The following is a 26563-nucleotide window of genomic DNA, read 5'->3' on the forward strand; positions in this document are numbered from 1 at the left end:
ACTTTTCACAAATAATTATTATCGTGTTATACTATCTGTAACAAATCGTTCACAAATTAGATTTAAAGTTGTCACAATGTACGGGACATACTTATTTGTAAAGTATTCTTTTGTAAGCGGTAACAATCGGTTTATGGAGGGAGGCGTTCCATCATGGACGTATTCTTAGTTTATTTACTTGTAGCAAGTGCGACGCCGCTCTTTTTGTGGCAGGACCGGAAAAAACTTGCGATCTTGCAAATCCCATTCATCCTCTGCATGTGGCTGTATGTGGTTTTGTATTTATCATTTGACTTGAGTATGCTGACACATATTGTTTTAGGATCGATTTTCGTAGCGAATGTCATTTTCGCACATGTAGCTGCATTTATGATCTTCACTGGACACGCGTTCAACAAAGCGAAGAAAATTTAATTTGACTTTTACTCTGCGAAATTCACAACACTCCTGGTGAATTTCGCAGAGTTATTTAATACTTTCTTTAAGTGTTGTCCAAAACGTGTCTGAACCTCTTCGAACTTTACAACTTTTCGAGAAAAACCAAAATGTTGTGGTGGAGTCGCGTTTCGTTAAGGAAGTGAATTCTACAGAGTAAATTTTTGCTGATTTGAGCAAATTTGAGCTCAGCTTGCGTAAAAATCGGCTCACCTTGCGTAATTTCATCCCTATTTTGCGCAAATCGGCACTTTAGACCTAATTCCTGCTTGTCCTAAACGTAAAAAATTGGCAAAGCTAAGCCATAGGCGTCAGCTTTACCATCCGTTCCTCGAAAAGCAATTGCTTTTCCTTCGTACGGGGTATTGCTTCCGAAGCCGCCAGCTTGTGCAATTATACTGAAAAAAGCGTGCTGACAACATGTCAGCACGCTCTTTTATATGCTTAATGGAATCCGTATGATAATACGAATAACGTTCCAACTACGAGAATGACCGCGATAAATGCTGAATGGAGCATCATATGGGTCTGATCTCTTCCGCTACTGCTTTCTGTCATATGCATGAACATGAGCAGTTGGATGATCGCCTGGAAAATCGCTAAGGTTACAATGATTGCGATGATCACCGTCATCGAAAATCCAGAATACAACCCTACCCATAAAGCGGCCAAGGTCAAAATGATGGATAATAAAAATCCGATCAAATGCTGCCATGGAAAGTGTGAACTCTTTTTAGCCATGGTGCATCACCATCCCATACAGATAAACTGCAGTAAAGATAAAGATCCATACGACGTCAAGGAAGTGCCAATACAAACTGGCGACAAATACTTTTCTGGTAGTATGCTTTGTCAATCCTCTTTGGACCAGTTGGATGATGATCAATATCATCCAGGCTATACCCATTGTAACGTGAGCGCCGTGTGTTCCCACGAGGACGAAAAAGCCGGACCAATAAGCACTTGTCGTCAAGCTGGCTCCTTCATGGATGTAGTGGATGAATTCATAGATTTCAAAGCCCAGGAATCCTAATCCCAATAGTAATGTGATGCCAAGCCAGACAATCAGGCCTTTTAAGCTGTTACGCCGCATTTCATGAACAGCCAAACCGCAAGTGAAACTCGAAGTTAAGAGCAAGAACGTTTCAATCAGAACGCCTTTTACTTCAAATAACTCACCAGGCGTAGGTCCATCCCCATAACGTCCTATTAATACGAGATATGAAGCAAAAAGGGTTGCAAACAGAGCAATCTCTGCTCCAAGGAAGACCCAGAACCCCAGGATGTTCAACCGACCTGTCTCCGATTGATATTCTAACGGCGTGTCAGGAGCTTCGTGCTTGCCGTTTTCAGATTGCACATAATCCATTTTTCACGCCTCCTCTACTCATTGGATTTTTCAATTCTTTCAATTTCTTCAACGGACACATAATAACCATCATCATAATCAAACGACCGCAGGACAAGCATGACCAGTACACCGAACAGACCTGCTATCGCCATCCACCACCACTCGAATACAAGACCGAAACCGCTTATGAAAAAGGCTACTGACATGATAATCGGTTTTCCAGAGTAGCTTGGCATATGGATTGGCTTGTAATCTTTCTTGATATCTTTAACAGGATCCCGTTTCATTCTCGAATAAGCATCTAGTCCAGAGACCTCAGGAATTTTAGCAAAGTTATAGAACGGGACTGGTGTATGTGTCGACCATTCCAGCGTCCTGCCATCCCATGGGTCTCCCATCGTTTCACGTTCTGCATAACGGAAGCTCCAGTAAATGTTATAGACGAGTAAGACAAATCCGATTGCCATACCGATCGCACCTGTTGTCGCCACCATATTCAAGTCGAACCATCCGTCTGCCCATTCGTATGTGAAGATCCGCCTCGGCATACCATCCAAGCCAAGGAAATACATTGGGAAGAAACAGACATTGAATCCAATCATGAATAACCAGAAACTCCATTTACCAATACGCTCGTTCAGTTTGTGACCGTACATTTTCGGATACCAGAAGTACAAGCCTGCAAAACAAGCAAATACAGTTCCGGAAATCAATACATAATGAAAATGAGCTACGAGAAAATACGTGTTGTGATACTGATAGTCAGCCGCAGCCATCGCAAGCATGACCCCAGTCACTCCCCCAATCGTGAAGTTCGGGATGAAAGCCAGGGACCATAACATGGCTGTCGTTATTTTTATCCGGCCTTTATAAAGGGTGAACAGCCAGTTGAAGATTTTCACCCCGGTCGGGATCGCAATCGCCATTGTCGTAATCGAGAAGAACGAGTTGACGACTGCATTCGCTCCCATCGTAAAGAAATGATGCACCCAAACGATGAAGCTTAGGCCGGCAATGGATACCATCGACCAGACCATCGCTTTATATCCGAACAACGTTTTTCGTGCAAATGTACTGATGATTTCTGAAAAAATACCGAATGCCGGTAAAATGACGATATATACTTCAGGATGGCCCCAAATCCAAAAGAGGTTCGCCCAAAGCATCGGAAGACCGCCGTCCGCAAGGGTAAAGAAATGACTACCGAACAGACGGTCAAAGGTCATCAAAGCAAGTGCTACTGTCAGCACAGGAAATGCGAAGATAATCAAAAGCATCGTGATCAAGGTTGACCATGTGAACATTGGCATCCTCATCACACTCATACCCGGAGCACGCATTTTCAATATCGTAACAAGGAAGTTGATTCCGGTAAGCAAAGTCCCGATCCCTGAAATTTGTAAACCGAGCAGGTAATAATTTTGACCTGGTCCGGGATTCAGTTCATCTCCAGCTAATGGTACATAACTTGTCCATCCTGCTGAGGGTGAACCACCTATCACAAAAGAAATATTGAAAAGCATAGCTCCAAAGAAGAACGTCCAGAAACTCACAGCATTCAAGTACGGATATGCTACGTCTCTTGCCCCGATTTGAAGTGGTACGACAAAGTTGATCAAACCGATCAAGAACGGCATAGCCATGAAGATGATCATGATCGTCCCATGTGTCGTGAAGATTTCATTATAATGCTGCGATTTGAGAATTTCTGAACCTGGAGCGGTGATCTGCGCCCGCATGAGCAAGGCGTCGACCCCACCACGGAACAGCATCAAGACAGCAGCAATGATATACATGATTCCGATTTTTTTATGATCAACAGTAGTAAGCCATTCACTCCACAACCATTTCCACTTTTTATAATAAGTCAGGACAAATACGATCGCGATTGTTGTTAAGACAATGGAAACATCGGCTGCATAGATGAATGGATCTCCTGTTACAAAAAATTCATCCCATTTCATCGTCTCTTCCCCCTTCCCTACTAATGTGATCCATGTGAGCCATTGTGGTTATGTTTATCTTTTGATGGATCCAATCCTTTGCGGACTTTGACCGCATAGTCTGCTTGTTTCGAATGATCGACCCATTCAAGATGTGTTGACGAAAATGTTAGCTTTTCAGTGAATAGTTCCATTTTCATCAACTCATTGTATTTTTCTTGTGTCAGTTTTGGTGCAGACTCCTTTGTTTCCTGTACCCACTTTTCGAAATTGCCTTTTGTTTGAGCTTTTACAATGAACTTTTGTTTCGCAAACCCTTCTCCTGTAAAGTTTGCGTTTCTGCCTTTATATGTCCCAGGCTCGTCCGCTTGTAGATAAATCTCCGTTTCCATGCCTGCCATGTTATATTCCTGTCCGCCTAATTGTGGAATCCATAAAGCTGCCATCGAGTCAGCAGAAGTCAGCTTGAAGAGGATTGGGCGGTCTTCTGGTATGTGTAGGTAGTTGACTGTTTCGATATTTTCTTCCGGATAAGTAAAAATCCATTTCCAATCGACAGAAGTTGCATGGATGATCACCGGATCTTTATGGGATGTGGCCTTTGGTGGTTCTTGGAGTGCATAGATTGTTTTAACGGTTGGAACTGCAAGGGCTATGACAATAATGACAGGTATCACTGTCCAGATGATCTCAAGTACTTTGCTTCCCTCATCCTGAGGAGGTTCATAATCTGCATTCTCTGGACGCTCCCGGTAACGGACGATCATGAATGTAAATAGGACAAAGACAACTAGCACGATGAAAAGCATGAATCCGATCGACAGCATGATAAGATCTTTTTGTTGTAGAGCGACGGGGCCTTTTGGATCTAAAACTGCAAGCTCGCTGCAGCCGCTAATTAAGGTCATCATAATCAGGGATATGAATCCAAGAATGAGCTTTGCCTGTTTTTCCAATGGAATCACCTTCCTCTCCGGGATTAGTCAACTGTATGAGGTCCTTAACTTTGTATATGTGATAACCAACTCTCCCCTTACAAGGTGGAACAGTTTGAGTCTAAAGAGGTTATGAGTTAGCTTTACCCTATCTCAGTCATTTGTAAAACCTTTCGAATCCCTTTAAACACAAAGTGTCACCAGATTGTTAAAAGCTCAAAAATTTGAAACAAGTTGGTCAAATATAGTTCAAAAAAATTGGATATTGCTTCATCGGGTGGCTGATCCATCCAAAAGCAACATAAATAAGCCCGTTTGCAGCCTATTTACATTAAATTACATTAATATTGCCTGTATACAAAAAATATGTTACGATTTAGTCACATATTTATAAAAAGGTGGATTAATATGATAAAAGTTGTTGTAAACAAAGTGATTGAACAACCTCTTGAAATGGTTTTTGCCTATATTGCAAACTTTGAAAACAACCCAAAGTGGCAAAAAGGTATGATCGAAGCAAAGTTCACTACAAATGGGCCGCTACAGGTAGGTTCAATATATGATCAGGTAGCGAAATTTTTAGGCAAGCGTATTATCACAACTTTCCGTGTTGTAGATTATGAAGAAAATGAAAAAATAAAGATTACAAGTATTAAAAGCACTTTTCCAATTACGGTCACACGTACAGTGGAGCAATTTAATGGTGCAACTAAGGTGACTGCTATTGTCGAGGGTGATGCAACGAAAGTATTTAAAATTGCACAACCAATAATGAAAAGAATGGTTGAAAAATCCGTGAAAACAGATTATGAAAACTTAAAAAAACAGCTAGAAGGTAAGTGATTCAAAAGGGCTGATGACCTGAACCTGGTATTCAGATTGAATAAGGACTATGAATCTAGTTGTTAGACCTCTAATCACATGGTATAATCAAAAAGGTTTGTAAACGATTACATTTTTGTTATCCGGGGAGGTTCTAACATTTTGAGTAAACCATTCATTCGTACATTGAATCTAAAGGACTATACACATGGAGATTCACAGTCCCGCCAATCGTTCTCAGAAGAATTTGCAGCTGGACTTAAGGAGATCGGCTTCATCATTTTAGAAGGTCATGGTGTTGATCCGAAATTGATTGACAAAAACTATGAATTATGGGAAAAGCTTTTCAGCATGGATGTAGAAACAAAGCAGAAATATGAAGGAATTGATGGAGGTCAGCGTGGGTACACTGGTTTTGGAAAAGAACATGCGAAAAACCGTACTGTCGGTGACCTGAAGGAGTTTTGGCATACAGGACAAGAACTTCCTCATGGACATCCTTTAACTGCAGACTATCCTGCAAACGTATGGCCAGAAGAAATACCTGAACTGCGTAAATACGCTGGAAATTTCTATCGTGAATTGGAACGTGTTGCGCGCAACATGCTTGAAGCTTTAGCACTGCATTTCGATCTTCGTCAAGAATTCTTCTCTGATATGATCAAGGACGGAAACAGCATCCTTCGTTCCATCCATTATCCAAAACTTGATGAATCAATGGATCCGAATGCAATCCGCGCAGCTGAACACGAAGATATCAATTTGATTACATTACTAGTCGAATCTACAGCATCTGGGTTAGAGCTTCTAACTCGTGAAGGCGAATGGATGGAAGTAAAAGCTGAAAAAGGGCAAATCATTGTTGATGCAGGAGACATGCTTTCAAGAATCACAAACGAAGTCATTCCTGCCACAACACACCGTGTCGTAAATCCTATCGGTGAAAACACATCCAGATATTCAATGCCGTTCTTCGTCCATCCTTACAGCAGTTGTTTACTCGAAACGATCCCAGCTTGTGTGACTAAAGATAATCCTGAAAAATATCCAGCGATTACTGCCGGAGACTTTCTATACGAACGGTTGGTAGAAATCGGCTTGATAAAAGCTTAACTCATTATGCAATAAGTGGGAGGCTGACCCAGAACATCAATTTTCATCAATGTTCGGGCAGCCTTTTTGATTTCTGTATATTTTCCTTGAACGTAACGGACACCAGAGTATAAGTTATTTGGAAATTAAGGTCTCCTGTGTCCGATAGCGTTCTCCCCCGAAACTGTTTCAGCAAAAAATCTCGACAGTTTTCCATTTTGCACCTAGGTTGTTACCTCCCTTTTAAAGCCCATAAGGATAGTCAATCCATAAAGGATAAGGCCCGTCACAAACAATAATCCTGCAAATCCGAGTAAAGCAGAAAGAAATGCGAGGAAATGCTGATCCAATGTTGCGTGGATATTATCCGTCAAACCTGAGAATATAGCTGATAGTTCCAGCTGTGTATACATCCATTCAATCCCAATGATATGGAACAACACAGCTGCGGTCATCAATGTGAACCCTGCTATCACACAAAGTGCCGACAACCACTTCAGGTTCCTTGGCCGATTCGTCTCCAGTAAGAAGGTAAGGCCAATCAACAGAATAACCATCAAGCCATTCCAAATCACCAAAGCAGTCATTTGCTCATAATACTTCTTCATTTTATCCATTCGTTTTTGGTTCATTTTAAGTAACGGTGCCCATTCTATGCGATCGATGAATTTATCATGGTAGATGATTTCGCCCTGCATGCTTTCACTGCGCTGCACTTTCTCAAGGAAAGCGGTGCGAATATCAGTGAGATCAATCGCTTCTAATTCAACATCTTTATCTAAAATATAATCCCATATGTCCTTCTCGATGAAGGATAGGATTTCTGATATCCGATTAACAGTCAGGTATTCTTTTACAACCTCTTTAAAAATCTCATTCATTCTTCCATCAGAAGTTACATCCAAGAGTTCTTCCGATTCTTGTAATGCTTTTGGGAGAATGATTTTAAGCTCGTCATATACACCTGTTTGCTCAAACTCACTGACTGTATCATAAGGCTTAAATACCGTAAGATGAACAGCCATCAAAATGAGTGTTGTTGGAATCAATAAAAACAAAATTCCGTATATCAAGTACCTAATCGTTTTAACCACCATAAGAACACGTCCTTCTCACCAGTCCAAACCTTGTTAACCTATTCTCTTTCCTAGGTCTTCAGTCCTGCTTAGATACATGCATTGACACAACAACAAAAAACTACCACAGTTGAATATACTGTGGTAGTGCCAAATTTCATACTTTCTTCAGTATAAGGGCAACTAAGGCTCGACCTACAAAAGGCTTGGCCTCGCCAAGTTTTCTTTAAAAAATTGTTGATTTCCGCTCCAGGATGCTCGCTTTCCGCGGGGCGTGCGGTGAGCCACTCTTCGCCTTACTCACCTCAGGAGTCTCCTTTTCAAGGAAGCATTTGTGCTCCTGCGTCTACAAGAAAGTCCTGTCGAAGAGCGAGCTTCCTCGTGCATGCCTTGCGAGGAGATTATTCAGGTAGTAGGCACGGCTGATCCCTCAGGACACCGAAAGCTTCGGCAGCTTTACATCGCACGAAGAAAATGCGATTTTCATTTTCGAGGAGGTCTCGCACCTTGCTCTCCAATCAACTTGCACAAGGTGATTTTCAAAAATGACTCAAAAGCAACAATCTTTTAGAAAACAGCCTTCTTTTTAAAGACCAGAACTGACGTGATTTGTCAGCCCGAGTTTTGATACCTATGCCCGAGTAATTGTAGGGTTTGAATTTTCTTCATATTTTTCTCTTATTTTATCTGTCCCTTTGTTCGGCGGGCCTAGACTGATGACGATATCACCATCTTCACCTTTGACTGAATTTTCTTCTGTGAAGAATACGATTTTTCCTGAAGCCTTGAGGATACACAGTAATTCCGCATCATCAGCTCGTTCATCTACATATTGTTGAAACGAATATTGGTCAGTGATTTTCGTTTTTCTGAAGACATAACCGCTTTCAACCTTTTTATTGAGCACTTCCCATGTTGCACCATCATGAAAAATGATATTTCCGCTAACCGTAGGGTCAAGTCCGCGGAGATCATCTCCTGTGGTATTATGAAGGCTCAATTGATAGACATTCGTCCTTCCGAATGTAGGAACGAACGTATTACATACAAGTGCGTTATACGAATCGATATCCGTGGAAGCAACCATATATTCATAAGGTGTGAAATCAATCTGGTAATCCGTCTGTTCAGATAAAATCTCCCCTCGATAAATCGGTACACCAAGATTTCGAGCAGTTATCAATCGATCATAAGAAGAGTCCGTAATCAACACCGGAATTTTCAATTCCTTTAAAACTTCTCCAAACTTAGCGCTAAAACTGCTTCCACCGACTAGCAGAACACCTGGTTGGTCATCAATCGCCAGTCCCAGTTTCCTGGCCATCCACCGGATTGAAAATCCGTGTGCGCAAACCGTGGCGAATACAAGCCCTAACGTCAATGGAGTCAGCAGTCTCGCATCTTCAAAACCTTGATCTTGTAATGCTCTATCGAAATACCCTGAAACCGTCAGTGCCACAATTCCTCGAGGCGCAATCCAACCGACCAATGTTTTCTCTTGAAATGATAAATCTGTCCGGATCGTTGATAAAAAGATCGATAATGGGCGGACAACAATCATCATAAGGACGACGAAAGAAAGAATGTTCCAGTTGAAAATCTCAAGCAGTGTTTCAATCTTCAAGGAAGCCGTAATCATGATGAATACCGCCGAGATGAGCATGACCGACATCGTTTCTTTAAAGTGACGCATATCATCGATGGAAGTGATGTGCATATTTGCCATTGTGATTCCCATCACAGTTACTGCCAGAAGGCCTGTTTCATGCATGATTTCGTCTGAAATGGAAAAGCAAGCAAGTACAAAGGCAAATACGAAAGGCGACTTCAAGAATTCTGGTACATGTCCTTTTTCAATCATCCAACCAGATATTCGTCCGAAGAGCCACCCAAGGAACCCTGTTACTGCAGAAGCCACGAAAAAGAGTAACAACGTTTGAGCTGTGACACTTTCTTCTGTAAGAAATTTAATGATTTCAAAAGCGAATACAGCTAATAAAGCTCCAAAAGGATCGACAATAATACCTTCCCATTTCAGAATCGCTGCAGGACGAGCCTTTAGCTTGGCCTGCCTTAAAAGAGGGAGAATGACCGTGGGACCAGTAACAATGAATAACCCTCCGATTACATATGCAACAGCCCAGGAAAGTCCTGCAAAGTAATGGGCTGCCCATGAGCCCAGAATCCAAGCAAGTAACGCACCAAAGGTGACAATACGCAATATCGGTCTGCCAACGCCTTTTATTTCACGATAATCCAAATTCAAACTACCCTCAAAAAGGATGATGGCGACAGCTGCTGAAATGATTGGATTGAATAATTGCCCGAAATCCTCTTCTGGGTTGATGATACCAAGAAATGGACCGGCTAAGAGACCAGCAACTGTCATGATTACGATTGCAGGAAAACCGAAACGCCAGGCTAACCATTGTGAACCGATTCCCAAGACGATGATCAGCATGATTGTAAATAGTAAAGATTCAATCATTATGTTCTCCTTCATTCTGAATATTTTGATGATGACGTGTGCTATCGTTTTTTATTTAGTACCCTCTTAGTATGTAAAATTCTCATATTTTCATGATATTTTATTCATTATACAGGTTTTCGGATTCTTGTCTAACAATAACGTTAAACTGAAAGGTGCGTAAAGAGAGCTCGGCAAAACGCAGGCTGAGCTTCAGCTGCACTATACTTTCTTTAAATAAAAAAGGAGACCTACTGCATACTTTCATATGCAATAAGTTCTCCTATGATTATGATTTTTTCAGTTGTCTTACTTGTCTCACTTGTTTCACTTGTTTGATCGTTCTTGCTTTCAGGTTAAGCCCATTTCCTAAAGAACCAAATAGCTTTCCTTTATGCGGGTCAATCAATTCTTTATCTTCGTAATAGACCCTTGGTGTTTTGAAGAGAGCCAACAATGCTTGTCCAAAAGGCATTTCATGGTAGCGATCCGGCCACATTTTCTTTATATGCGCTTTGACCATCGGGTAATACTTCGGACTCATACCAGGGAACAGGTGATGTTCCGTGTGATAAGAAAAGTTGAAATGTAGCACATCTACCCACTTTGGTGTTACGACTGTCAGACTGTTCGCCAATGGGTCATTCACGGGTACAAGCGGATTCAAGCGATGGTTCGTTGAAATATAGGCCATTACAATGAAGTTAGCAATCAACAACGGCAATAGAAATGCAAAGAACCACTTCTCAAATCCAATCCACACTAACAGACCAATCCATGTGGCCCAAGGCAGAATTGCTTCGAGCCAAACACTCGGCTGTTTCTTCGGATTGAACTCCTTGATATAAACGGTGAACATCTTCAAGGAATGCAGTGTAAACGTAACAGCTAATGCAGCAAAACTTGCAATAGCTCGAATGAAAAACGGGATCCTGTATATCCAGCGCATAAATTTATTCTTCGAGAATTTCTTCATGCTTGGCCAGGCATCAGGATCTTTTTCCTCATCCTGAGTATGAACATGATGTGTGAGGTTATGCCATTTTCTCCAGAGTTTAGGTCCAGTGGTCAAAGGCCAAAATGCAACTGCACCAAGGAAATCCCGCAGCCAAGGCTTCCGTACGACTGTACCGTGTAAAATCTCATGTCCCAGAAAGCCCATCCCAGCAAAACTCGCTCCCAGGACCAAACTGATCAATAGGTTCAACCAAATATTTGTATCAAAAAAAATGATCGTAACGAAACTAGCAATCGAAATAAGCAAATATGCTAAACCACCTAAAAGTCTTGAAGGGACAGGTTTGAATGCTTTCTTTGGCATGTGAGGAGCTATCCTAGCAGCATACCACCCAAATGTATGATAATCTTTCATGTTTTACCGCTCCTTTGTGTTCACTCTGTAAAAAATTCGTCATATACGGACTGTTTATGTTCCCCTCCGAACCCTGCAATTTAATCATCAATTTGACAAGCCGCAATTTTCTGAAACTTAGACTTAAACTTAACAGGTCTGTGATGTAAAAGTCAATGAATAATTATTACCAAGTCATAATAGTTGGTGGTATATTTTTAAAATAAAGTTTTTTCTTTTGTCGATTACTCCTCTGCATACATGAATTCCATTCGTTAGGAAAAATTATCTAACAAATGATTTGAATGAGGAGGAATTATTATGACAACCAATCCATCACTCCCCCAATTTCCAGAACCTATATGGAGAGAGGGAGTAGAACTTCCGGCTTTTGACACTTTGATTGAAGATCAATCAGTTGACGTCGCTATAATCGGCGCAGGTATTACCGGTATTACAACAGCTTACCTTTTATCCAAGTCTGGACAAAGTGTCGCATTAGTTGATGCTGGCAGTATCCTGAACGGGACGACTGGTCATACAACAGCTAAAATCACGGCTCAGCATGACCTCATTTATGATGAGTTGATCCAGCATATCGGTGAAGTGAAGGCGAAACAATATTATCGCTCCAATACCGAAGCTCTAAAATTCATCCAAAATACCATCTCAGAAAATAATATTGACTGCGGATTCAAGAGTGAGGATGCTTATCTATATGCTACTGAAAAAACGTCCCAGCAAAAACTGCAGAAAGAGTTTGAAGCCTATCGTAAATTAGGGATTGAGAGTGACCTGGTCGACGAAATTCCGTTTGATATTTCAATTCAATCAGCTTTAGTCATGAAAAACCAGGCACAATTCCATCCGCTTCGTTACCTGCTTGCACTTGTAGAGAAAATCAAAGCTTCTGGAGGAATGATTTTCGAGAACACACCTGCAGTGGATATTGAAACCGGAACTAAACCGAAAGTAGTTACAAGGAATGGATTCAACATCACATGCAATCATGTCGTCATCGCCTCCCATTTCCCTTTTTTTGATGGGAGAGGCTTTTATTTTGCAAGGATGCATGCTGAAAAATCGTATGTAATTGCCGTTAAATCAGATAAACCGTATCCGGGCGGCATGTATTTAAGTGTAGATCAGCCAATACGTTCACTTCGTGATACCACTATAAATGGTGAGAATTATATTCTTGTCGGCGGTGAAAGTCACAAAACAGGACATGGAATCAATACATTCAAGCATTACGAGACTTTGCAGGATTGGGCACAAACAACTTTGGGAGTTCGCGAATCTCCATATCGCTGGTCTACTCAAGACCTGATTACAATTGATAAGATCCCTTATATCGGCAAAATAAGTTCGAAATACGACAATGTTTTCGTCGCGAGTGGGTTTAAAAAATGGGGTATGACAACCAGCACTATCGCAGCACAATTGATTACAGACCTCATCACAAAAGGGTTGAGTCCATACGAAGAACTATATTCACCCTCCCGCTTCTACGCTGATCCAAGCTTGAAAAATCTAGTTGTACAAAACGCGGACGTCGCAGGGCACTTCGTCACTGGAAAAGTCGGACTCGCCCACAAAAAGCTTAAAGACATGGGGAACGACGAAGGCGCTGTCGTCAAAGTAAACGGAAAACGTACAGGTGCTTATAAAGATGAGAATGGTTGTCTGCACCTGGTTGATACGACTTGTACCCATATGGGGTGCGAAACAGAATGGAACAGCGGCGACCGAACCTGGGACTGCCCTTGTCATGGATCCCGTTTTTCAATAGACGGCACTGTCGTAGAAGGACCAGCCGAGAAACCATTGAAACAGGTATCTATTGAAGATAAGAATAAAGCGTGATTAATTGTTAAGATAGAGGGTATTGATACAGACAGAAACAACAGAATCGGAGGTCTATCAGTGAAACAAGTATCAAGTGTGTTTTGGATTTCAATTATCATCGCTGGCATTTTTGTTTTTTGGGGAGCAGTTCGGCCACAACTACTGATTGATGTCATGAGCGATACACAAGCTTTTTTCATGAAAAATTTCGGTTGGTTCTACCAGCTTTCTGCAACTTTTTTCTTGGTTTTTGCTCTTTTTCTCATCTTCAGTAAATACGGAAAAATCAAACTTGGTAAAGATGAGGATAAACCGGAATTCAGGCGGCCGACATGGTTCGCGATGCTGTTCAGTGCTGGAATGGGGATTGGCTTATTATTTTTCGGAGTCTCCGAACCGATTTCCCACTTTTCAAGTCCGCCTTTTGGTGAAGGAGGGACAAGTCAATCTGCAAAGGTCGCGCTTCAATATACGTATCTCCATTGGGGTTTCCACGCATGGGCGATTTATGCCGTCGTTGCACTTGCTCTAGCCTATTACAAGTTCAGGAAAGGACTCCCTGGCCTTGTAAGCGCGACCCTCTACCCGATCTTAGGGGAAAAGGTAAACGGACCGATTGGTAAACTGATCGATATCGTAGCCGTGATCGCAACGTTATTCGGTGTGGCTGCCTCATTAGGACTTGGAGCCGCTCAAATCAATGGTGGCCTGAGCTACCTGACAGGTATACCGAATAATTTTACAATTCAATTCGTCATTATCCTTGTTGTTACAGTCATGTTTCTCATTTCTGCAGCCTCAGGAATCAAACGGGGAATCAAATATTTAAGTAATGCGAACCTATCCCTCGCCGTCATCCTGTTCGTCGTTTTCCTATTTCTAGCTCCTACTGTATTTGTTCTTGATTTATTTACGACAACGTTCGGAGGATATCTTCAAAATTTGGCAAGCTTAGGTTTAAGACTTGCACCTTTTAATGAAGAGAATGCGACCTGGCTGCAATCCTGGACAATTTTCTACTGGGCATGGTGGATTGCTTGGGCACCGTTTGTTGGAACGTTCATTGCCCGAGTATCAAGAGGAAGAACAGTCCGTGAATTCATTACTGCTGTATTGCTCATCCCTACACTCGTCTGTGCTTTCTGGTTTGCTGTGTTTGGTGGTACAGGGATTTTCATGGAATACAATCTTGGTCTCGATGTATCAGGGCAAGCCCTAGAAGCAGCGTTGTTCTATGTATTTCAGCAACTCCCATTCACGATTGTCCTTGTTGTGATAACTCTGTTATTGATCCTGACGTTTTTCATTACATCAGCAGATTCTGCGACCTTCGTATTAGGGATGCAAACCACCTACGGAAGCATTGAACCGCCTAATATTGTAAAAGTTGTCTTAGGCCTGTTGTTATCTGCTTCTGCTGTCGTCCTGATGGCCACAGGCGGGTTGGAAGGGTTTCAATCAGCCATCATCATCAGTGCGTTTCCTCTGGGAGTAGTCCTTCTCTTCAGTTGTTATGCGTTATTGAAAGCTTTCCGTACCGAAGTTAAGGAAAATAAAGAACTAAAAAAAGAAAAAGTTTCTGGAAAAATAAGAGCAAAATTGCAGAGAGGCAGGATCAGACGAAAGGTTCCAAGAAGTGAAAGTTAATGAAAGCTGACACACCAGTCAGCTTTTATAAATGCCTTTACGTTGTTATACTTTATTGTTGATTTTTGTGAAATTCACTTCCTTTCCACTGGCTGACGAGGATGCTGTCGGTGAATGATCGCTGCGCTAGACATCCCTTCACTGTATTAACAGTCAGTAATCAACAGAATTATTTAACAAAGCTAATACTTAAGTTGTATTTCAGATACATTTAAAAAAGGATTTTACAAATTAAAAAAGAATAATGATTTATGAGGAAATAACCGAAATATCGACATTTGAGATCACTCTTTACCAGAATCCCAACACCAATTACTGCTATTGCAAAGTTTCTTGATGGTTACAGCTAATTGCAAGAACCTTTTTAAGCAGGCTCTGTCATTTTTATATTTGTTGATTTTGCGTTGTAGAAAGAGAAGACTTTCCGCAAAAATGAACATTTAAGAATCATGGAGTCTTCCAGTAAGAAAATCTCTAACTACGGAGTCGATTCATGTGGATTATTATTAAGGATATTTTAGTAAACGTCTTATTCATTTTATTCCCTACGCTTTTTTATTTTGTTTTTCTTCGTGAAGATGGTCCTGAACGTGAAAAAGTTTTTTCAAAATTCTTTTTTGTCTTGTTATTTTCCGTAATCCTGACAATGATTTTACCTGCTGTCTATTCGGATGAGTTCAAATACGATCTGAGAATCATTCCGATCATTCTCGGTTTCATGTATGGGGGACTGTTTCCAGGCCTTTCCTTGACAGCTTTGATGCTTGGTTTATCATATTTCTTATATCCAGGTGATTTCTACACCACGTTGGGTAACTACATAATCGCTTCTGTCGTCTTGATCATTTTAAGTAAGTTTTATCATACACAATCCACTAAAGTGAAGTTGTTGATTCTGACTGGATTTTACTTCGTCATCGCCAGTTTAAGAGCTATTTATTTCATCGCAAATGGTTACTTCGACCAAGTTGAAATCACAATCTATCTTTCAGCGATCACGTTATTCACTTTGATTTGTGTAATCGCCTTGATTGAAGCATTGAACCGACAGATCATGCTTCAAAGGGAACTGGAACATATCGAAAAAATGAATGCCATCAGTCAATTGGCAGCTTCAGTGGCACACGAAATCCGGAATCCAATGACCACAGTCAGAGGTTTCCTTCAAATTTTAAGCGGTAGTAAGGAAATTCCCGAAGCAGACCGATCTTTCATCACGATTTCCATTGCGGAGCTTGATCGTGCTCAAACCATAATCAATGAATACTTATCCTTATCAAAACCGCAGAAAAACACTCTGGAGGTCATCGATTTTTCAAAAGTAATCAATGACTCGATTCAGGTGATCTCAACATACGCGATCATCAATAATGTGGAAATCACAAAATCAGTGGACGAGGCGTTGAAGGTGAAGTGTTTTAAACATGAAGTCCAGCAAGTGCTCATCAATATCATGAAGAACGGGATTGAAGCGATGGAGGGTTCTGGGAAAATGCATGTGTCCGCTGTGAGGAGGGACCAGTGGGTTGAAGTCATCATCCAGGATAATGGCTCAGGTATTCCTGGAGATCAGTTGAAACGCCTGGGTACACCTTATTTTTCAACAAAAGAAAAAGGCACTGGCCTTGGCCTGACAGTAAGTTTTGAAATCGTGAAACGCATGAACGGAACCATTGATGTACAAAGTCAAGTCAATCAGGGGACGACCTTTACAATCCGTTTTCCCTCTACCATATCTATTGAAAATGACGTGCTTATTTAAAAGTATAAGAATAGGGCTGACCCATTCCTATCGGACAGGGTCGCCCTTTTTGTTTGTTAAACGCCTTCTTTTTGATTTTCCAATCGAGTAATCTGCTTTTTCAATTCTTTTATTTGCTTATTCAGTTGAAGGGTATCGTTCTCGTTACCAGGTTCCACTTCTCTTGCGATCAAATTTGATAATTGTAAATTCAACCGATCAATCTCGTTGTGGATATTTTGTTCATCTTTTGACAAATGCACATGATGTCTCCACTCCTTATACGATCCTTTATAATCATAAAATCCACTATCCAGTGAAATAACGCGGTTTGCCACATTTTCCAGCATATACGGATCGTGCGAGACCGTGACCACTGATCCAGGGTAAACCGCTAGTGCAGCTTCAATTCTTTCCCTTGTTTCAATATCAAGGTAATTGGTTGGCTCATCAAGTACAAGAAGATTAGCTTCAGAAAAGTATAACTTCACAAAAGCAACGCGGCACTTCTCCCCCATGCTCAACTCTTTTACTTCCTTATACACCTGATCTCCTCTGAATAAAAAACAAGCAAGAATCGTCCGCGCGTCAGCTTGGGACATCTGTGGGAGGTCTAACACCTGCTCAAGGATCGTCTTATCTGGTTCAAGTCCCTCCAGCTCCTGCATGAAATAACCGATTTTCAGTCGTGGATGATGGATGACATCCCCCGAGACAGGGTGAAGGTGCCCCGTGATCAGTTTAAGCAATGTCGTTTTCCCGGTCCCATTCTGGCCTATCACCGCGATTCTGTCTCCTCGGTCGATCGAAAAGGATAACGGATCAAACAGCTCCTGCTGTGGATATCGAAAAGCTGCATCATTAAACCTAAGTAACGTTTTGCTGTTAAATACACCAACTTCTAATTCAACATTGATTTTGGGTCCGTCTTTCGGTTTTTCGATATGGTCGTTTTCAAGGCGTTCCAATGCAGCTTCCTTCGCTTTGAATCTCGTCATATTCTTATTTGCTTTCTTCTTTGCAAAAGGATCCCGTTCACTTGCGGCGCTATGGGATTTCTGAAACCATTGTTTATATTGTGTAACAGCTTCCATGAGCTTTCTTTTTTCAGCTTGTTGTTTATGGTATTTAGTTTCTAATGTCTTCCTTTCGTGTTCTATGCTGCGTTTATATTCTTCATAGCCTCCGTGGTATTTTTTCGTCCCATCAGGCGAGAGCTCATAGGTGATGTTTGCCACTTGATCGATGAATGCACGTTCATGGGAAATGAACAATACAGCTCCTTTAAACGTTTGAAGCCACTCTGCCAACCATTGGATCGTTTCTCCATCCAAATGATTGGTCGGTTCATCTAAAATCAAACCCTTTGGATTGCGCAGCATGACCCTTGCCAGCTTAGCGCGTGTTTTTTGGCCACCGCTCAAATTTGTAATTGACTGCTCCCAAATTTCTTTCGGAAGCCCAAGTTGAAGCATACATTTCTCTACAGCTGTTTCCCATTCATACCCACCCAATTCATCGTATGATTGCAATGCGTTGCTATAGTCTGAAAGTACATCGATATCTTCAGGATTTTCTTGGATATCCTTTTCACATTTTCTTAAGAAGCGCTTGGCACGAAACAGATCTGAAGATTCACTTTCTACAAACTCTCTCGTTGTAATTTGGTCATCCAAAAAAGAACCTTGCTCCACAATCCCCCATTCTTCAATTTTCATCGGATGGATGATTGTTCCTCTGGAAGCTTTTTCTTTACCTAGCAAACAGTTGATGAAAGTCGTCTTTCCAACTCCATTCCTTCCGATTAATGCAATGTGCTCCCTATCGTTGATTTCTATTGAAGCATTTTTGAATATTTGTATTCCATTCCGTTCAACTGTAACGTTATCAGCCTTCAAAACCAGCATACGAATCCCTCCGGTACATCTTTTTTGGAATAAAAAAACACAGGCTGCTGCCTGTGAATCAGATGCATGGATTCATTATGAATTGATCAGCCGAAAAGACCGATCATAAAAGAAGAACGATATCTAAATGATGACACACTTATCCCTATACTCTGATTACAGGCAGAGCCATTTTTCGTATTAAGCTACGCGAAAAATGTTAAGGGACTTCATGATTTTAGAATCGATACCTCCTCGTAATTGTATTTTTATTATAAACGACAACACCAGAAAATTCCATGGTTATTACAAATAAATGTTTCACATGGAACAATCTTCTCATCCCCTCGCCCTACAAATGGTATGATGGTTATATCCCTAATGCCAAAAGGAGGAAAAGCAGTTTATTATGCAGTTATCACCGATTTCGACTAACCAACGCATTGCAACTATTGATATCATAAGAGGATTTGCCCTTCTTGGCATTTTTCTCGTTAATATGCCGGCTTTATCCGCGCCTGCCTTAATGTATGATCTATATTCGGTTCAACCAACATACGAAGGAATTGATCGCTGGGTTCGTCTCCTTTTTGATTTATTCATACAGGCAAAGTTTTACCCGATGTTTTCATTTCTATTTGGATTTGGTTTCTATATATTCCTTTCTAGGGCAGAACTTAAAACAGACAAGCCACGTAAGCTTTTTATCCGGCGTTTAGTCATTCTACTTGCTTTTGGGTTGCTTCACTTGATTTTTGTCTGGTATGGAGACATTCTCCACACTTATGCATTGATTGGGTTTCTTCTAATATTCTTTTATAATCGCAAACCAAAAACCATACTTATTTGGGCGTTTTTATTGCTTATCTTCTTTTATACAATTGTAGCGTTGCCGCTTTTTGCTCCACCGTCCTTCCACGAATCCTCAAACTATGTGAGCGAGACGGTCGGCAGCAAAAAAGTGGAGGAAGCCGTATCGATGTATCAGGAAGCAGGATATTTTGAGTTGACTGCTTACCGTTTCCAAAATGAAGTGATCCCTGTCCTTGAGTTCCTTGTATTCAATATCCCTCAGATCCTAGCACTCTTTTTATTAGGTTTATATGTTGGAAAAAGAGGAATCATAGCAGACCCAGCATCACATATGGGATTGATCCGGAAGATTTGGTTGACGAGCGGGGTTGTCGCATTGCCTATGGTGCTTTGGTTGGCAGCTATCCAATTGGATTGGCTGGATTATGGTGTCTATAAAGAAGGGGCAACCTATTTACTTATTACTTTAAGTGGAGTATTTCTAGCCTCTTTTTATATCTTTTCGGTGGTCTTATCTTTACAGAAAACGAGAATGAATCGAATCTTACAATATTTTGAAGCAGCTGGAAAAATGGCGTTAACGAATTATCTTGTCCAGACCATCTTATCCGTAATCATTCTAGTTGGCTCAGGACTTTATTATGAAATCAGCTTAACCTTCGGGTTCCTGATGGTGTTGATCCTATTTTCCATGCAGCTTATGTTAAGTCATTATTGGCTGAAGTATTTTCACTTTGGTCCATTCGAATGGGTTTGGCGCTCCCTTACCTATAAACAATTGCAGCCTATGAAGCGGAAGGACCTTCCCAACAAAGAGATGTCGTTATGAAGAATAGTCTGTCCCTTAAGTGTCTGACACTCTTTTGGGACAGCTTTTTTCACTTAAAGAAAACATTCAAATCGTAATCCAATCGATTTTCTTTTCTAGCAGATTTAGCGTTTCAGCTTCTTTACTGTCAGGATGTGGATGGTAGTTATATGTCCAGTTGACTGATGGCGGCAGGCTCATGAAAATCGACTCGATACGGCCTCCTGAATTCAACCCGAATTTCGTTCCGCGATCATAAACGAGATTAAACTCTACATATCTTCCTCTTCGTATACGTTGCCATGTCAGTTCCTCTTCTCCATAAGGAAGATGGCGGTTTTCATTTATAAGGTTCGTATAAATTTTTGAAAACGCCTCTCCTACCTCTTTCACAAAACAGAATCGGTCTTTCAACGAAATCTCATGTGTCGCACCTAGGCGGTCAAAAAAGATACCTCCGACTCCACGTGCTTCATTACGGTGTTTGATATAAAAATACTCATCAGCCCATTTTTTAAAGGCTGGATAATACGAAGGGTGATGCTGATCACATAGGGATTTCAGCTTAAGATGAAACCTTTTTGCCTGAGGGACATCAATATAAATCGGAGTTAAATCAATACCCCCTCCAAACCAATTCTCGCCGCCAGAAGTCTCAAAATAACGGACGTTCATATGTATGATGGGAATCATTGGACTTATGGGATGCATGATGACAGAGACCCCGGTAGCATAGAAGGAGCCGCCACGACTAACTTGCAGTACATCGGCCATCTGATTTGAAAGGAGACCGTATACCTCTGAAAAATTGACTCCGCCTTTTTCGATGATTTCCCCTTTTTGCATGATACGTGTACTGCCGCCACCGCCTCCAGCGCGTTTCCAAAGCTCCTCCTTGAAGGTTTCCTTGCCATCACAGGCTTCTAACTCCTTACAAATATCATTTTGTAAGGATATGAACGATTGACTGATCAATTCTTTATCAAGATTCCTTGATTTTGTTCTTTCTACTAAATCCATAACTGTAAGCTGGGATCCACGAAAAAATTGAAATCAGGTACCAGCTATTCCTCCTTCACATGATTTACTTTTTCGAAAGCAAATGAACATTCATGCAGGATCATTGGTGTAGTAGGAATGACTTCATGAACAAAAGAATACAACATTACCAGAATTTTGTAAAATATTAACTGTCAGTGTCGATATATGTTTAATAGTCTTTGCGACCGAAATTCGCTTCCTTTCCACAGAAGTGTCGCCAATTTCGTTTCAATCAAACTTAGTCAGATATCAACTGTATTAGTTAACAAAGCATTTAGTGGCGCCACTCTAACGGACACAGGAGACCTTATTCGGTACAAAACTAGGTAATCTAGTAATCTAACGGACAGGAGAGACGCTATTTTGCTAAAAGGGCATGTTTTATCCACCAATTAAGGTAAATAAGGTATCGAACCTTAGTTGCTCTTATACTAAAGAAAGTATTTTATGCTTTCTTTAAGTGCAAGCGCAAAGTTTGCGAAAACAACCTTACTTTAAATAAGAGCGCTATACCCTACAGCAAGGTAAAACGCTCTCCAACTTATCCTTTAATTTTCTTGATGAACAACACTTTCAAATAATCGCCTTCCGGATATTCCCTGATTGCTTTAAAATCCGCTGGTAGTGAATGTTCTTCAATGAGCTTATACGCTCCATCCATTTCTTTGAATGCTTTTTCGACGAATGATTTGAACTTTTTCATGTCGAATCCGGCAAAGTTCGTGGATGCGACAATCATCCCACCATTTTCGGTTATGGCAATCGCATCTTTTATCAAATCTTTATAATCTTTCGCGACACTAAAGCGATGTTTCTTCGATCTTGCAAAGCTTGGCGGATCAAGGATGACCATATCGAACTTCAAGTTGTTCCGAACTGCATATTTAAAATAGTTGAAAACATCCATTACCCGGATATCGTGTGCTTCGTAATCAAGACCATTCAAGCTGAATTGTTCAATTGTCTTATTCAAACTGCGGTTAGCAAGATCGACACTAGTTGTTTTTACGGCTCCTCCAATCGCTGCAAAGACGGAAAACGCTCCCGTGTAGGAAAACGTATTCAAGACGGTCTTTCCTTCAGCATGGTGGTCCCTTATCGACTTGCGGACATTTCTTTGATCAAGGAAAACACCAACCATCGCACCATCATTCAAATAAACAGCAAAATGAACGCCGTTCTCTTTAACGATCAGAGGAAATTGTGCACGCTCTCCAACGAGAAAATCATCGTCCTCGATGTACTGCCCTTTTTGGTCGAAACGTTTCTTTTCATAGATGCCTTTGTATTCGATGGAACTTTGTAACGCTTCGACAATCGGTTGCTTAAATTGGTATATACCCTCACTGTACCAATTGAGCAACAAATAGCCATCAAAGTAATCGACAGTAAAACCACCGATCCCATCCCCTTCACCGTTAAAAAGGCGGAACGCATTCGTCTCGTGATCATTGAAGAAGGATTTTCTATACTCAATCGCTTTTTTAATTCGATTTTCGAAAAATGCGTAATCAATTTTTTCCTGTTCTTTTCGAGTAAGAATCCAGCCGTATCCTTTATTCTGTTTACCGTAGTAACCTTTACCGATGAAACGTTTCTGTTCATCTACAAGTTTGAGAAGGGTGCCTTCTTCCTTTAGATCATTCAAATTGACGATCGCTTCCTTGAATAGGAGTGGGTAGCCACCTTTCAACTTATTGAAATACTTCGATTTTATCGTAAGCATGATTTCTTTATTCATGACTGACATCCTTCATTTGTTGATTTTTTGGTGAATCTTCTCCATCCATACTACCACGTTTCAAATCGTTCACAAAACTTGGTATTGAGAGCACTAAACGACAAGGTACGAATCCTGCCCTATTCCCGCCGAATGTAAAAGAGGACCCGCTGCAAACCTCACAGCACGCCCTCCATTTGTCGTTCTATATCCGTTTGAAAATCTCCAGGAAGGCGTCCTTCAATTTCAAATCAATTTTCCCTTAATCGTATCGAATGGTAGAACCTCGATACGATCATCACCACTTAAATATCCTCCCTCACTTGTTGATGGGGATACTCAACCGGTAAGATGGCAGATCACAAACTACTCATTGGATGACTCCTCCTATTTCCTATTACATACTTGAACGATTGTCATGAATCTCACTGCTGCTTTTTGTAAAAGTTCTTGCCCTTTATCCATTGCATCCGCTAAAGTCATCGGTTCATCGACAATAGGAAGAACTGAAGATAGACCTTCTCCGGCAGCTTGTAGATCACCTTCAATCTTTCCAGCAAATGCGATTGTAGGCACTTTGTACGTGTTAGCAATCCGAGAGATTCCGACAGGTACTTTTCCAAATAAAGATTGTGTATCGACTTTCCCTTCTCCTGTAATGACAAAATCGGCATGTTTGATATGTGATTCCAGCCGGCTTAAATCTGATATCAATGTAAACCCGCTTTTGAACTTCGGCTGTAGATAAGAAAGGAGAGAGAACCCGAAACCTCCTGCCGCTCCACTGCCTTCTGCCAATCGATGGTCATTCCCGGTCTGATTAGTCACGGCTTCTGCATATTGTTCCATCCCGCTCTCAAAGAAAGGCAGTTCGTCTTCTGTGACCCCCTTTTGCGGCCCAAACACCGACACAGCCCCTTCTTTCCCAAGTAAAGGGTTGGTTACGTCAGATGCAATCGTGAAGGTAACATCAGCCAATCTCGAATCCAGACCTGACGTATCAATGGATTTGATTTCACCCAATGTACCACCCGAAGCTTGGATCTTCTTCCCTTGTTCATCTAAAAAACGGATCCCTAATGCTTCAAAAAATCCGCTCCCAGCATCTACTGTGGCACTTCCTCCCAACCCGAGAATCACGTTTTCCGCACCTAAGTCCAGTGCTCGTAATACCAACTGACCAGTTCCATAAGTTGAGGCACGGTAAGGGTCGAGCTCTCCATCTTTTAACAGAGGAAGGCCAGATGCCGCCGCAGTTTCAATGACAGCTGTTTTCGTTGTTTCAATCCAGCCGAAAGCCGCCTCCACCTTACGTCCGATCGGGTTCGTCACTTCTTCCATCTGTATTTCTCCACCTAAAATGACTGTAAGAGCCTCGACCGTTCCTTCTCCACCATCAGCCATTGGGACCGTAACGATATCTAGATTTTGATCAACCTCTAATAAGCCTCTTCGTATAGCTTCAGAAGCTTCAATACTTGTCATGGAGCCTTTGAATGAATCCGGAGCAACGACTATTTTCATGAACAACCACCTCTTGTTCGTTTTAGTTAACGTTATCTTACTAAAGGATGAAAACGCTAGCTATGTTACATGAAACAAAAAAGACCGTATTTATTTCTATCATCTTTGTTATAGAAAACAAAAAGAGCTTACATTAGTTTCCGTTCCTGTCAGCTCCATTATTTATCGTATAAAATGTCATTGCTACATAGAGCATGACGGCTTCGCTCAATACACGTGGATCATAGCCCGTCTTCTCTTTGATACGTTTCAACCGGTATTGAAGGGTATTCTTATGAATGAACAGCTTTTCCGCTGCTTCGGTAATCGAACCGTTCGCTTCAAAAAAGCATTCCAGCGTTTCAAGCATTTGTGCATGTTCAATATCTGTGTCGGTCAATAGGACTTTTTTGACGTAAGCTTCCCTAGTTTCTTTGGAAAGATCATATGCAAAAGATTCGATACCTAATTCATCATGGAAAATAAAAGGGTGCTTTCGATTAGTCGCATGTAATAACGCTAGCTCAGCCTCACGCACTGAGTGGGATGTGTTCCTTGGGTCAATATACATTTGTCCGATTCCAGCAGTTGTCTCAAATTTATAAGATGTTTTGATTGCTGATTGAATCTTCTTTAAACGGTAACGTATCTTTTCCTTCCGTTTCACCTCAGATGAATGTTCATCTACGGATAACAACATTGTATATCGGGTGCTTCCAGAGGGGATGATGATATGTTGGCTTTGTTCAGGGAATTGGTTCTGGATCATCCTCAAAATTTCACGCCGGGACCGTTGAAACTCTAATTCTCCTTTTACATCCGCTTCATAGCTTTTCAAATTTTCGTATAAGATATCGTTAAAGTTCTTTACCTCTAAAACCACCGCTGCTCTCGGTATATGAACATTGATTTTATGGATCCACCCACGGGCAGCGAATAGTTTATCATTTTCCCAGCCCCCCTCGATCCACTCATCGATGAATGATTCCCTCGCCCTGCTTTCAAGTTCGATCTGTTCTTCTATATAAGCTTCCTTCAGCAGTATTTCAGTCATTCGTTTGATAACTTCCCCAAACTGGACAACTTCCTCAGGCTTACCTGTAATCCCGATGACCCCGATGATTTGATCGTTCAATTCAACTGGCAGGTTAACTCCTCTTTTTGCCCCTTCAAATTCATTCTCTTCTTGAATGATAAGCGGTTCTTTCGTTTTTAGAACCGTCCATGCTCCTTCATGAAAATCACCAATTCTGTTTGGATCGATACTTGCAATGATTTGTGCCTGCTCGTCCATGAAATTAATATTTCTGTTAATGATTTTGACGGTTTCCTCAACGATTGATTGCGCGGTTTTGGGCGATATGACCATTCTTTACACCTCATATGTATAGAGTTTAAGACTCGTTTTTTACTGAACCATTGCGTATCTCCTCTTGAGACTGTCCGAGAGCGGCGATGACAGCGCCAGCCGCTTGGATCCAACTTCCGTTGACATCCAAGTTTTGCCCTGTGACACGGTCTCCTCTCAATTCTAATATACCCCCGACAGCTTGCATAGAATTCCCCCATGATTGCAGGGTGTTTCCAATGATGCTCAATAGCTCAGTCCTTCCCTCCTTCAATTCATCAATAACGGCTAATAATGCCCCAAACGCTTGGAGCCAGTTACCAGCAATCTCGAATTGTTGTTTTTTTACATAAGGAATATCTGCTACAATTCCATAGATGACAGTCAAGTTCCCTAAAGCTTGTATTTTGTTTCCCGTCGTTTCAAGACTGATTGTCGATTTCCCAGCAGCCTCCATCGCATTTCCTAAAGCTTGGAGGGCATTTCCGACAATTCGAAGCTCCTTGCTGATTATGTGAGGGAGGTAGAATGTAGGGGTACTGCCGATTGCTGCTACCACCGTGCCCACAGCCTGGATCCATGCCCCTGATAGGACGATGACCTGCTGACCCACGTTCATTTCCTCCCCTCTTTCTCTTCTTACGACTATAGTATTCTTCCGAGAAGGGTATGTTCAGCATGTGAGCAAAGCGCTAATATTGGTTTATTGTCACATTAACGGACACACAGGACCTTA

Annotated in this window: 20 protein-coding genes; 7 read left to right on the plus strand and 13 right to left on the minus strand. The window is 41.3% G+C overall.

The window, feature by feature from the left end:
- Positions 1 to 153 precede the first annotated feature (153 nt).
- Positions 154 to 414: a spore morphogenesis/germination protein YwcE gene (locus N8M93_RS09395; protein ID WP_261131264.1), complete on the plus strand. Its 261-nt coding sequence runs from the start codon at positions 154 to 156 to the stop codon at positions 412 to 414.
- 465 nt (positions 415 to 879) lie between these two features.
- On the opposite strand, the gene qoxD is transcribed toward N8M93_RS09395, so the two are convergent.
- The 4 genes from qoxD to qoxA are packed head-to-tail and all read right to left on the minus strand — an operon-like array spanning position 880 to position 4685.
- Positions 880 to 1176 (minus strand): cytochrome aa3 quinol oxidase subunit IV, encoded by a 297-nt coding sequence (qoxD, locus tag N8M93_RS09400; protein WP_261131265.1) that lies wholly within the window; start codon positions 1174 to 1176, stop codon positions 880 to 882.
- Positions 1169 to 1804 carry a cytochrome aa3 quinol oxidase subunit III gene (qoxC, locus tag N8M93_RS09405; RefSeq protein WP_261131266.1) on the minus strand — a complete coding sequence of 212 codons (636 nt, stop codon included), beginning with the start codon at positions 1802 to 1804 and terminating at the stop codon, positions 1169 to 1171. Before qoxC ends, qoxD begins: the two co-directional genes overlap by 8 nt.
- Positions 1805 to 1818: 14 nt before the next feature.
- Positions 1819 to 3750, minus strand: coding sequence for a cytochrome aa3 quinol oxidase subunit I (qoxB, locus tag N8M93_RS09410; RefSeq protein ID WP_261131267.1), 1932 nt, complete (start codon positions 3748 to 3750; stop codon positions 1819 to 1821).
- A 20-nt stretch (positions 3751 to 3770) separates the two neighbouring features.
- A complete protein-coding gene (gene qoxA / locus N8M93_RS09415; protein WP_396125487.1) occupies positions 3771 to 4685 on the minus strand; it encodes a cytochrome aa3 quinol oxidase subunit II in 915 nt (304 codons plus the stop codon).
- Positions 4686 to 5072: 387 nt separating this feature from the next.
- Here qoxA and N8M93_RS09420 point away from each other — a divergent pair, with 387 nt between their 5' ends.
- Complete coding sequence (locus N8M93_RS09420; RefSeq protein ID WP_261131268.1) at positions 5073 to 5507, plus strand: SRPBCC family protein; 435 nt, start codon at positions 5073 to 5075, stop codon at positions 5505 to 5507.
- Between the two features lie 141 nt (positions 5508 to 5648).
- Positions 5649 to 6599: an isopenicillin N synthase family oxygenase gene (locus N8M93_RS09425; protein ID WP_261131269.1), complete on the plus strand. Its 951-nt coding sequence runs from the start codon at positions 5649 to 5651 to the stop codon at positions 6597 to 6599.
- A gap of 203 nt (positions 6600 to 6802) precedes the next feature.
- Here N8M93_RS09425 and N8M93_RS09430 read toward each other — a convergent pair whose 3' ends face one another.
- The 3 genes from N8M93_RS09430 to N8M93_RS09440 form a co-directional block, all read right to left on the minus strand.
- Positions 6803 to 7675 (minus strand): hypothetical protein, encoded by an 873-nt coding sequence (locus N8M93_RS09430; RefSeq protein WP_261131270.1) that lies wholly within the window; start codon positions 7673 to 7675, stop codon positions 6803 to 6805.
- 610 nt (positions 7676 to 8285) lie between these two features.
- Positions 8286 to 10142 (minus strand): sodium:proton antiporter, encoded by a 1857-nt coding sequence (locus N8M93_RS09435; protein WP_261131271.1) that lies wholly within the window; start codon positions 10140 to 10142, stop codon positions 8286 to 8288.
- 268 nt (positions 10143 to 10410) lie between these two features.
- Positions 10411 to 11493 (minus strand): acyl-CoA desaturase, encoded by a 1083-nt coding sequence (locus N8M93_RS09440; RefSeq protein ID WP_261131273.1) that lies wholly within the window; start codon positions 11491 to 11493, stop codon positions 10411 to 10413.
- Between the two features lie 300 nt (positions 11494 to 11793).
- On the opposite strand from N8M93_RS09440, the gene N8M93_RS09445 reads away from it, so the two are divergent.
- The 3 genes from N8M93_RS09445 to N8M93_RS09455 all read left to right on the plus strand — a co-directional run bounded on the left by N8M93_RS09445 (position 11794) and on the right by N8M93_RS09455 (position 16729).
- Complete coding sequence (locus tag N8M93_RS09445) at positions 11794 to 13338, plus strand: FAD-dependent oxidoreductase (protein ID WP_261131275.1); 1545 nt, start codon at positions 11794 to 11796, stop codon at positions 13336 to 13338.
- Positions 13339 to 13398: 60 nt separating this feature from the next.
- Positions 13399 to 14967, plus strand: coding sequence for a BCCT family transporter (locus N8M93_RS09450; RefSeq protein ID WP_261131276.1), 1569 nt, complete (start codon positions 13399 to 13401; stop codon positions 14965 to 14967).
- A 493-nt stretch (positions 14968 to 15460) separates the two neighbouring features.
- Positions 15461 to 16729 (plus strand): ATP-binding protein, encoded by a 1269-nt coding sequence (locus tag N8M93_RS09455; RefSeq protein WP_261131278.1) that lies wholly within the window; start codon positions 15461 to 15463, stop codon positions 16727 to 16729.
- Between the two features lie 56 nt (positions 16730 to 16785).
- Here N8M93_RS09455 and abc-f read toward each other — a convergent pair whose 3' ends face one another.
- On the minus strand, positions 16786 to 18615 hold the full coding sequence (gene abc-f / locus N8M93_RS09460; RefSeq protein WP_261131280.1) for a ribosomal protection-like ABC-F family protein: 1830 nt from the start codon (positions 18613 to 18615) through the stop codon (positions 16786 to 16788).
- A 388-nt stretch (positions 18616 to 19003) separates the two neighbouring features.
- Here abc-f and N8M93_RS09465 point away from each other — a divergent pair, with 388 nt between their 5' ends.
- Positions 19004 to 20236: a DUF418 domain-containing protein gene (locus N8M93_RS09465; protein ID WP_261131281.1), complete on the plus strand. Its 1233-nt coding sequence runs from the start codon at positions 19004 to 19006 to the stop codon at positions 20234 to 20236.
- A 66-nt stretch (positions 20237 to 20302) separates the two neighbouring features.
- Here the strand turns inward: N8M93_RS09465 and hemF are convergent, their stop codons facing one another.
- The 5 genes from hemF to N8M93_RS09490 all read right to left on the minus strand — a co-directional run bounded on the left by hemF (position 20303) and on the right by N8M93_RS09490 (position 26446).
- On the minus strand, positions 20303 to 21235 hold the full coding sequence (gene hemF / locus N8M93_RS09470) for an oxygen-dependent coproporphyrinogen oxidase (protein WP_261131283.1): 933 nt from the start codon (positions 21233 to 21235) through the stop codon (positions 20303 to 20305).
- Between the two features lie 562 nt (positions 21236 to 21797).
- On the minus strand, positions 21798 to 22997 hold the full coding sequence (locus N8M93_RS09475) for a class I SAM-dependent rRNA methyltransferase (protein WP_261131285.1): 1200 nt from the start codon (positions 22995 to 22997) through the stop codon (positions 21798 to 21800).
- A 366-nt stretch (positions 22998 to 23363) separates the two neighbouring features.
- Positions 23364 to 24500 carry a glycerate kinase gene (locus N8M93_RS09480; RefSeq protein WP_261131287.1) on the minus strand — a complete coding sequence of 379 codons (1137 nt, stop codon included), beginning with the start codon at positions 24498 to 24500 and terminating at the stop codon, positions 23364 to 23366.
- Positions 24501 to 24633: 133 nt separating this feature from the next.
- Positions 24634 to 25848: a sugar diacid recognition domain-containing protein gene (locus N8M93_RS09485; RefSeq protein WP_261131289.1), complete on the minus strand. Its 1215-nt coding sequence runs from the start codon at positions 25846 to 25848 to the stop codon at positions 24634 to 24636.
- 25 nt (positions 25849 to 25873) lie between these two features.
- Positions 25874 to 26446 (minus strand): DUF6944 family repetitive protein, encoded by a 573-nt coding sequence (locus N8M93_RS09490; RefSeq protein WP_261131290.1) that lies wholly within the window; start codon positions 26444 to 26446, stop codon positions 25874 to 25876.
- Positions 26447 to 26563 lie beyond the last annotated feature (117 nt).

The sequence above is a fragment of the Bacillus sp. Marseille-Q3570 genome (genome assembly GCF_946151055.1).
GTDB lineage: Bacteria > Bacillota > Bacilli > Bacillales > Fictibacillaceae > Pseudalkalibacillus.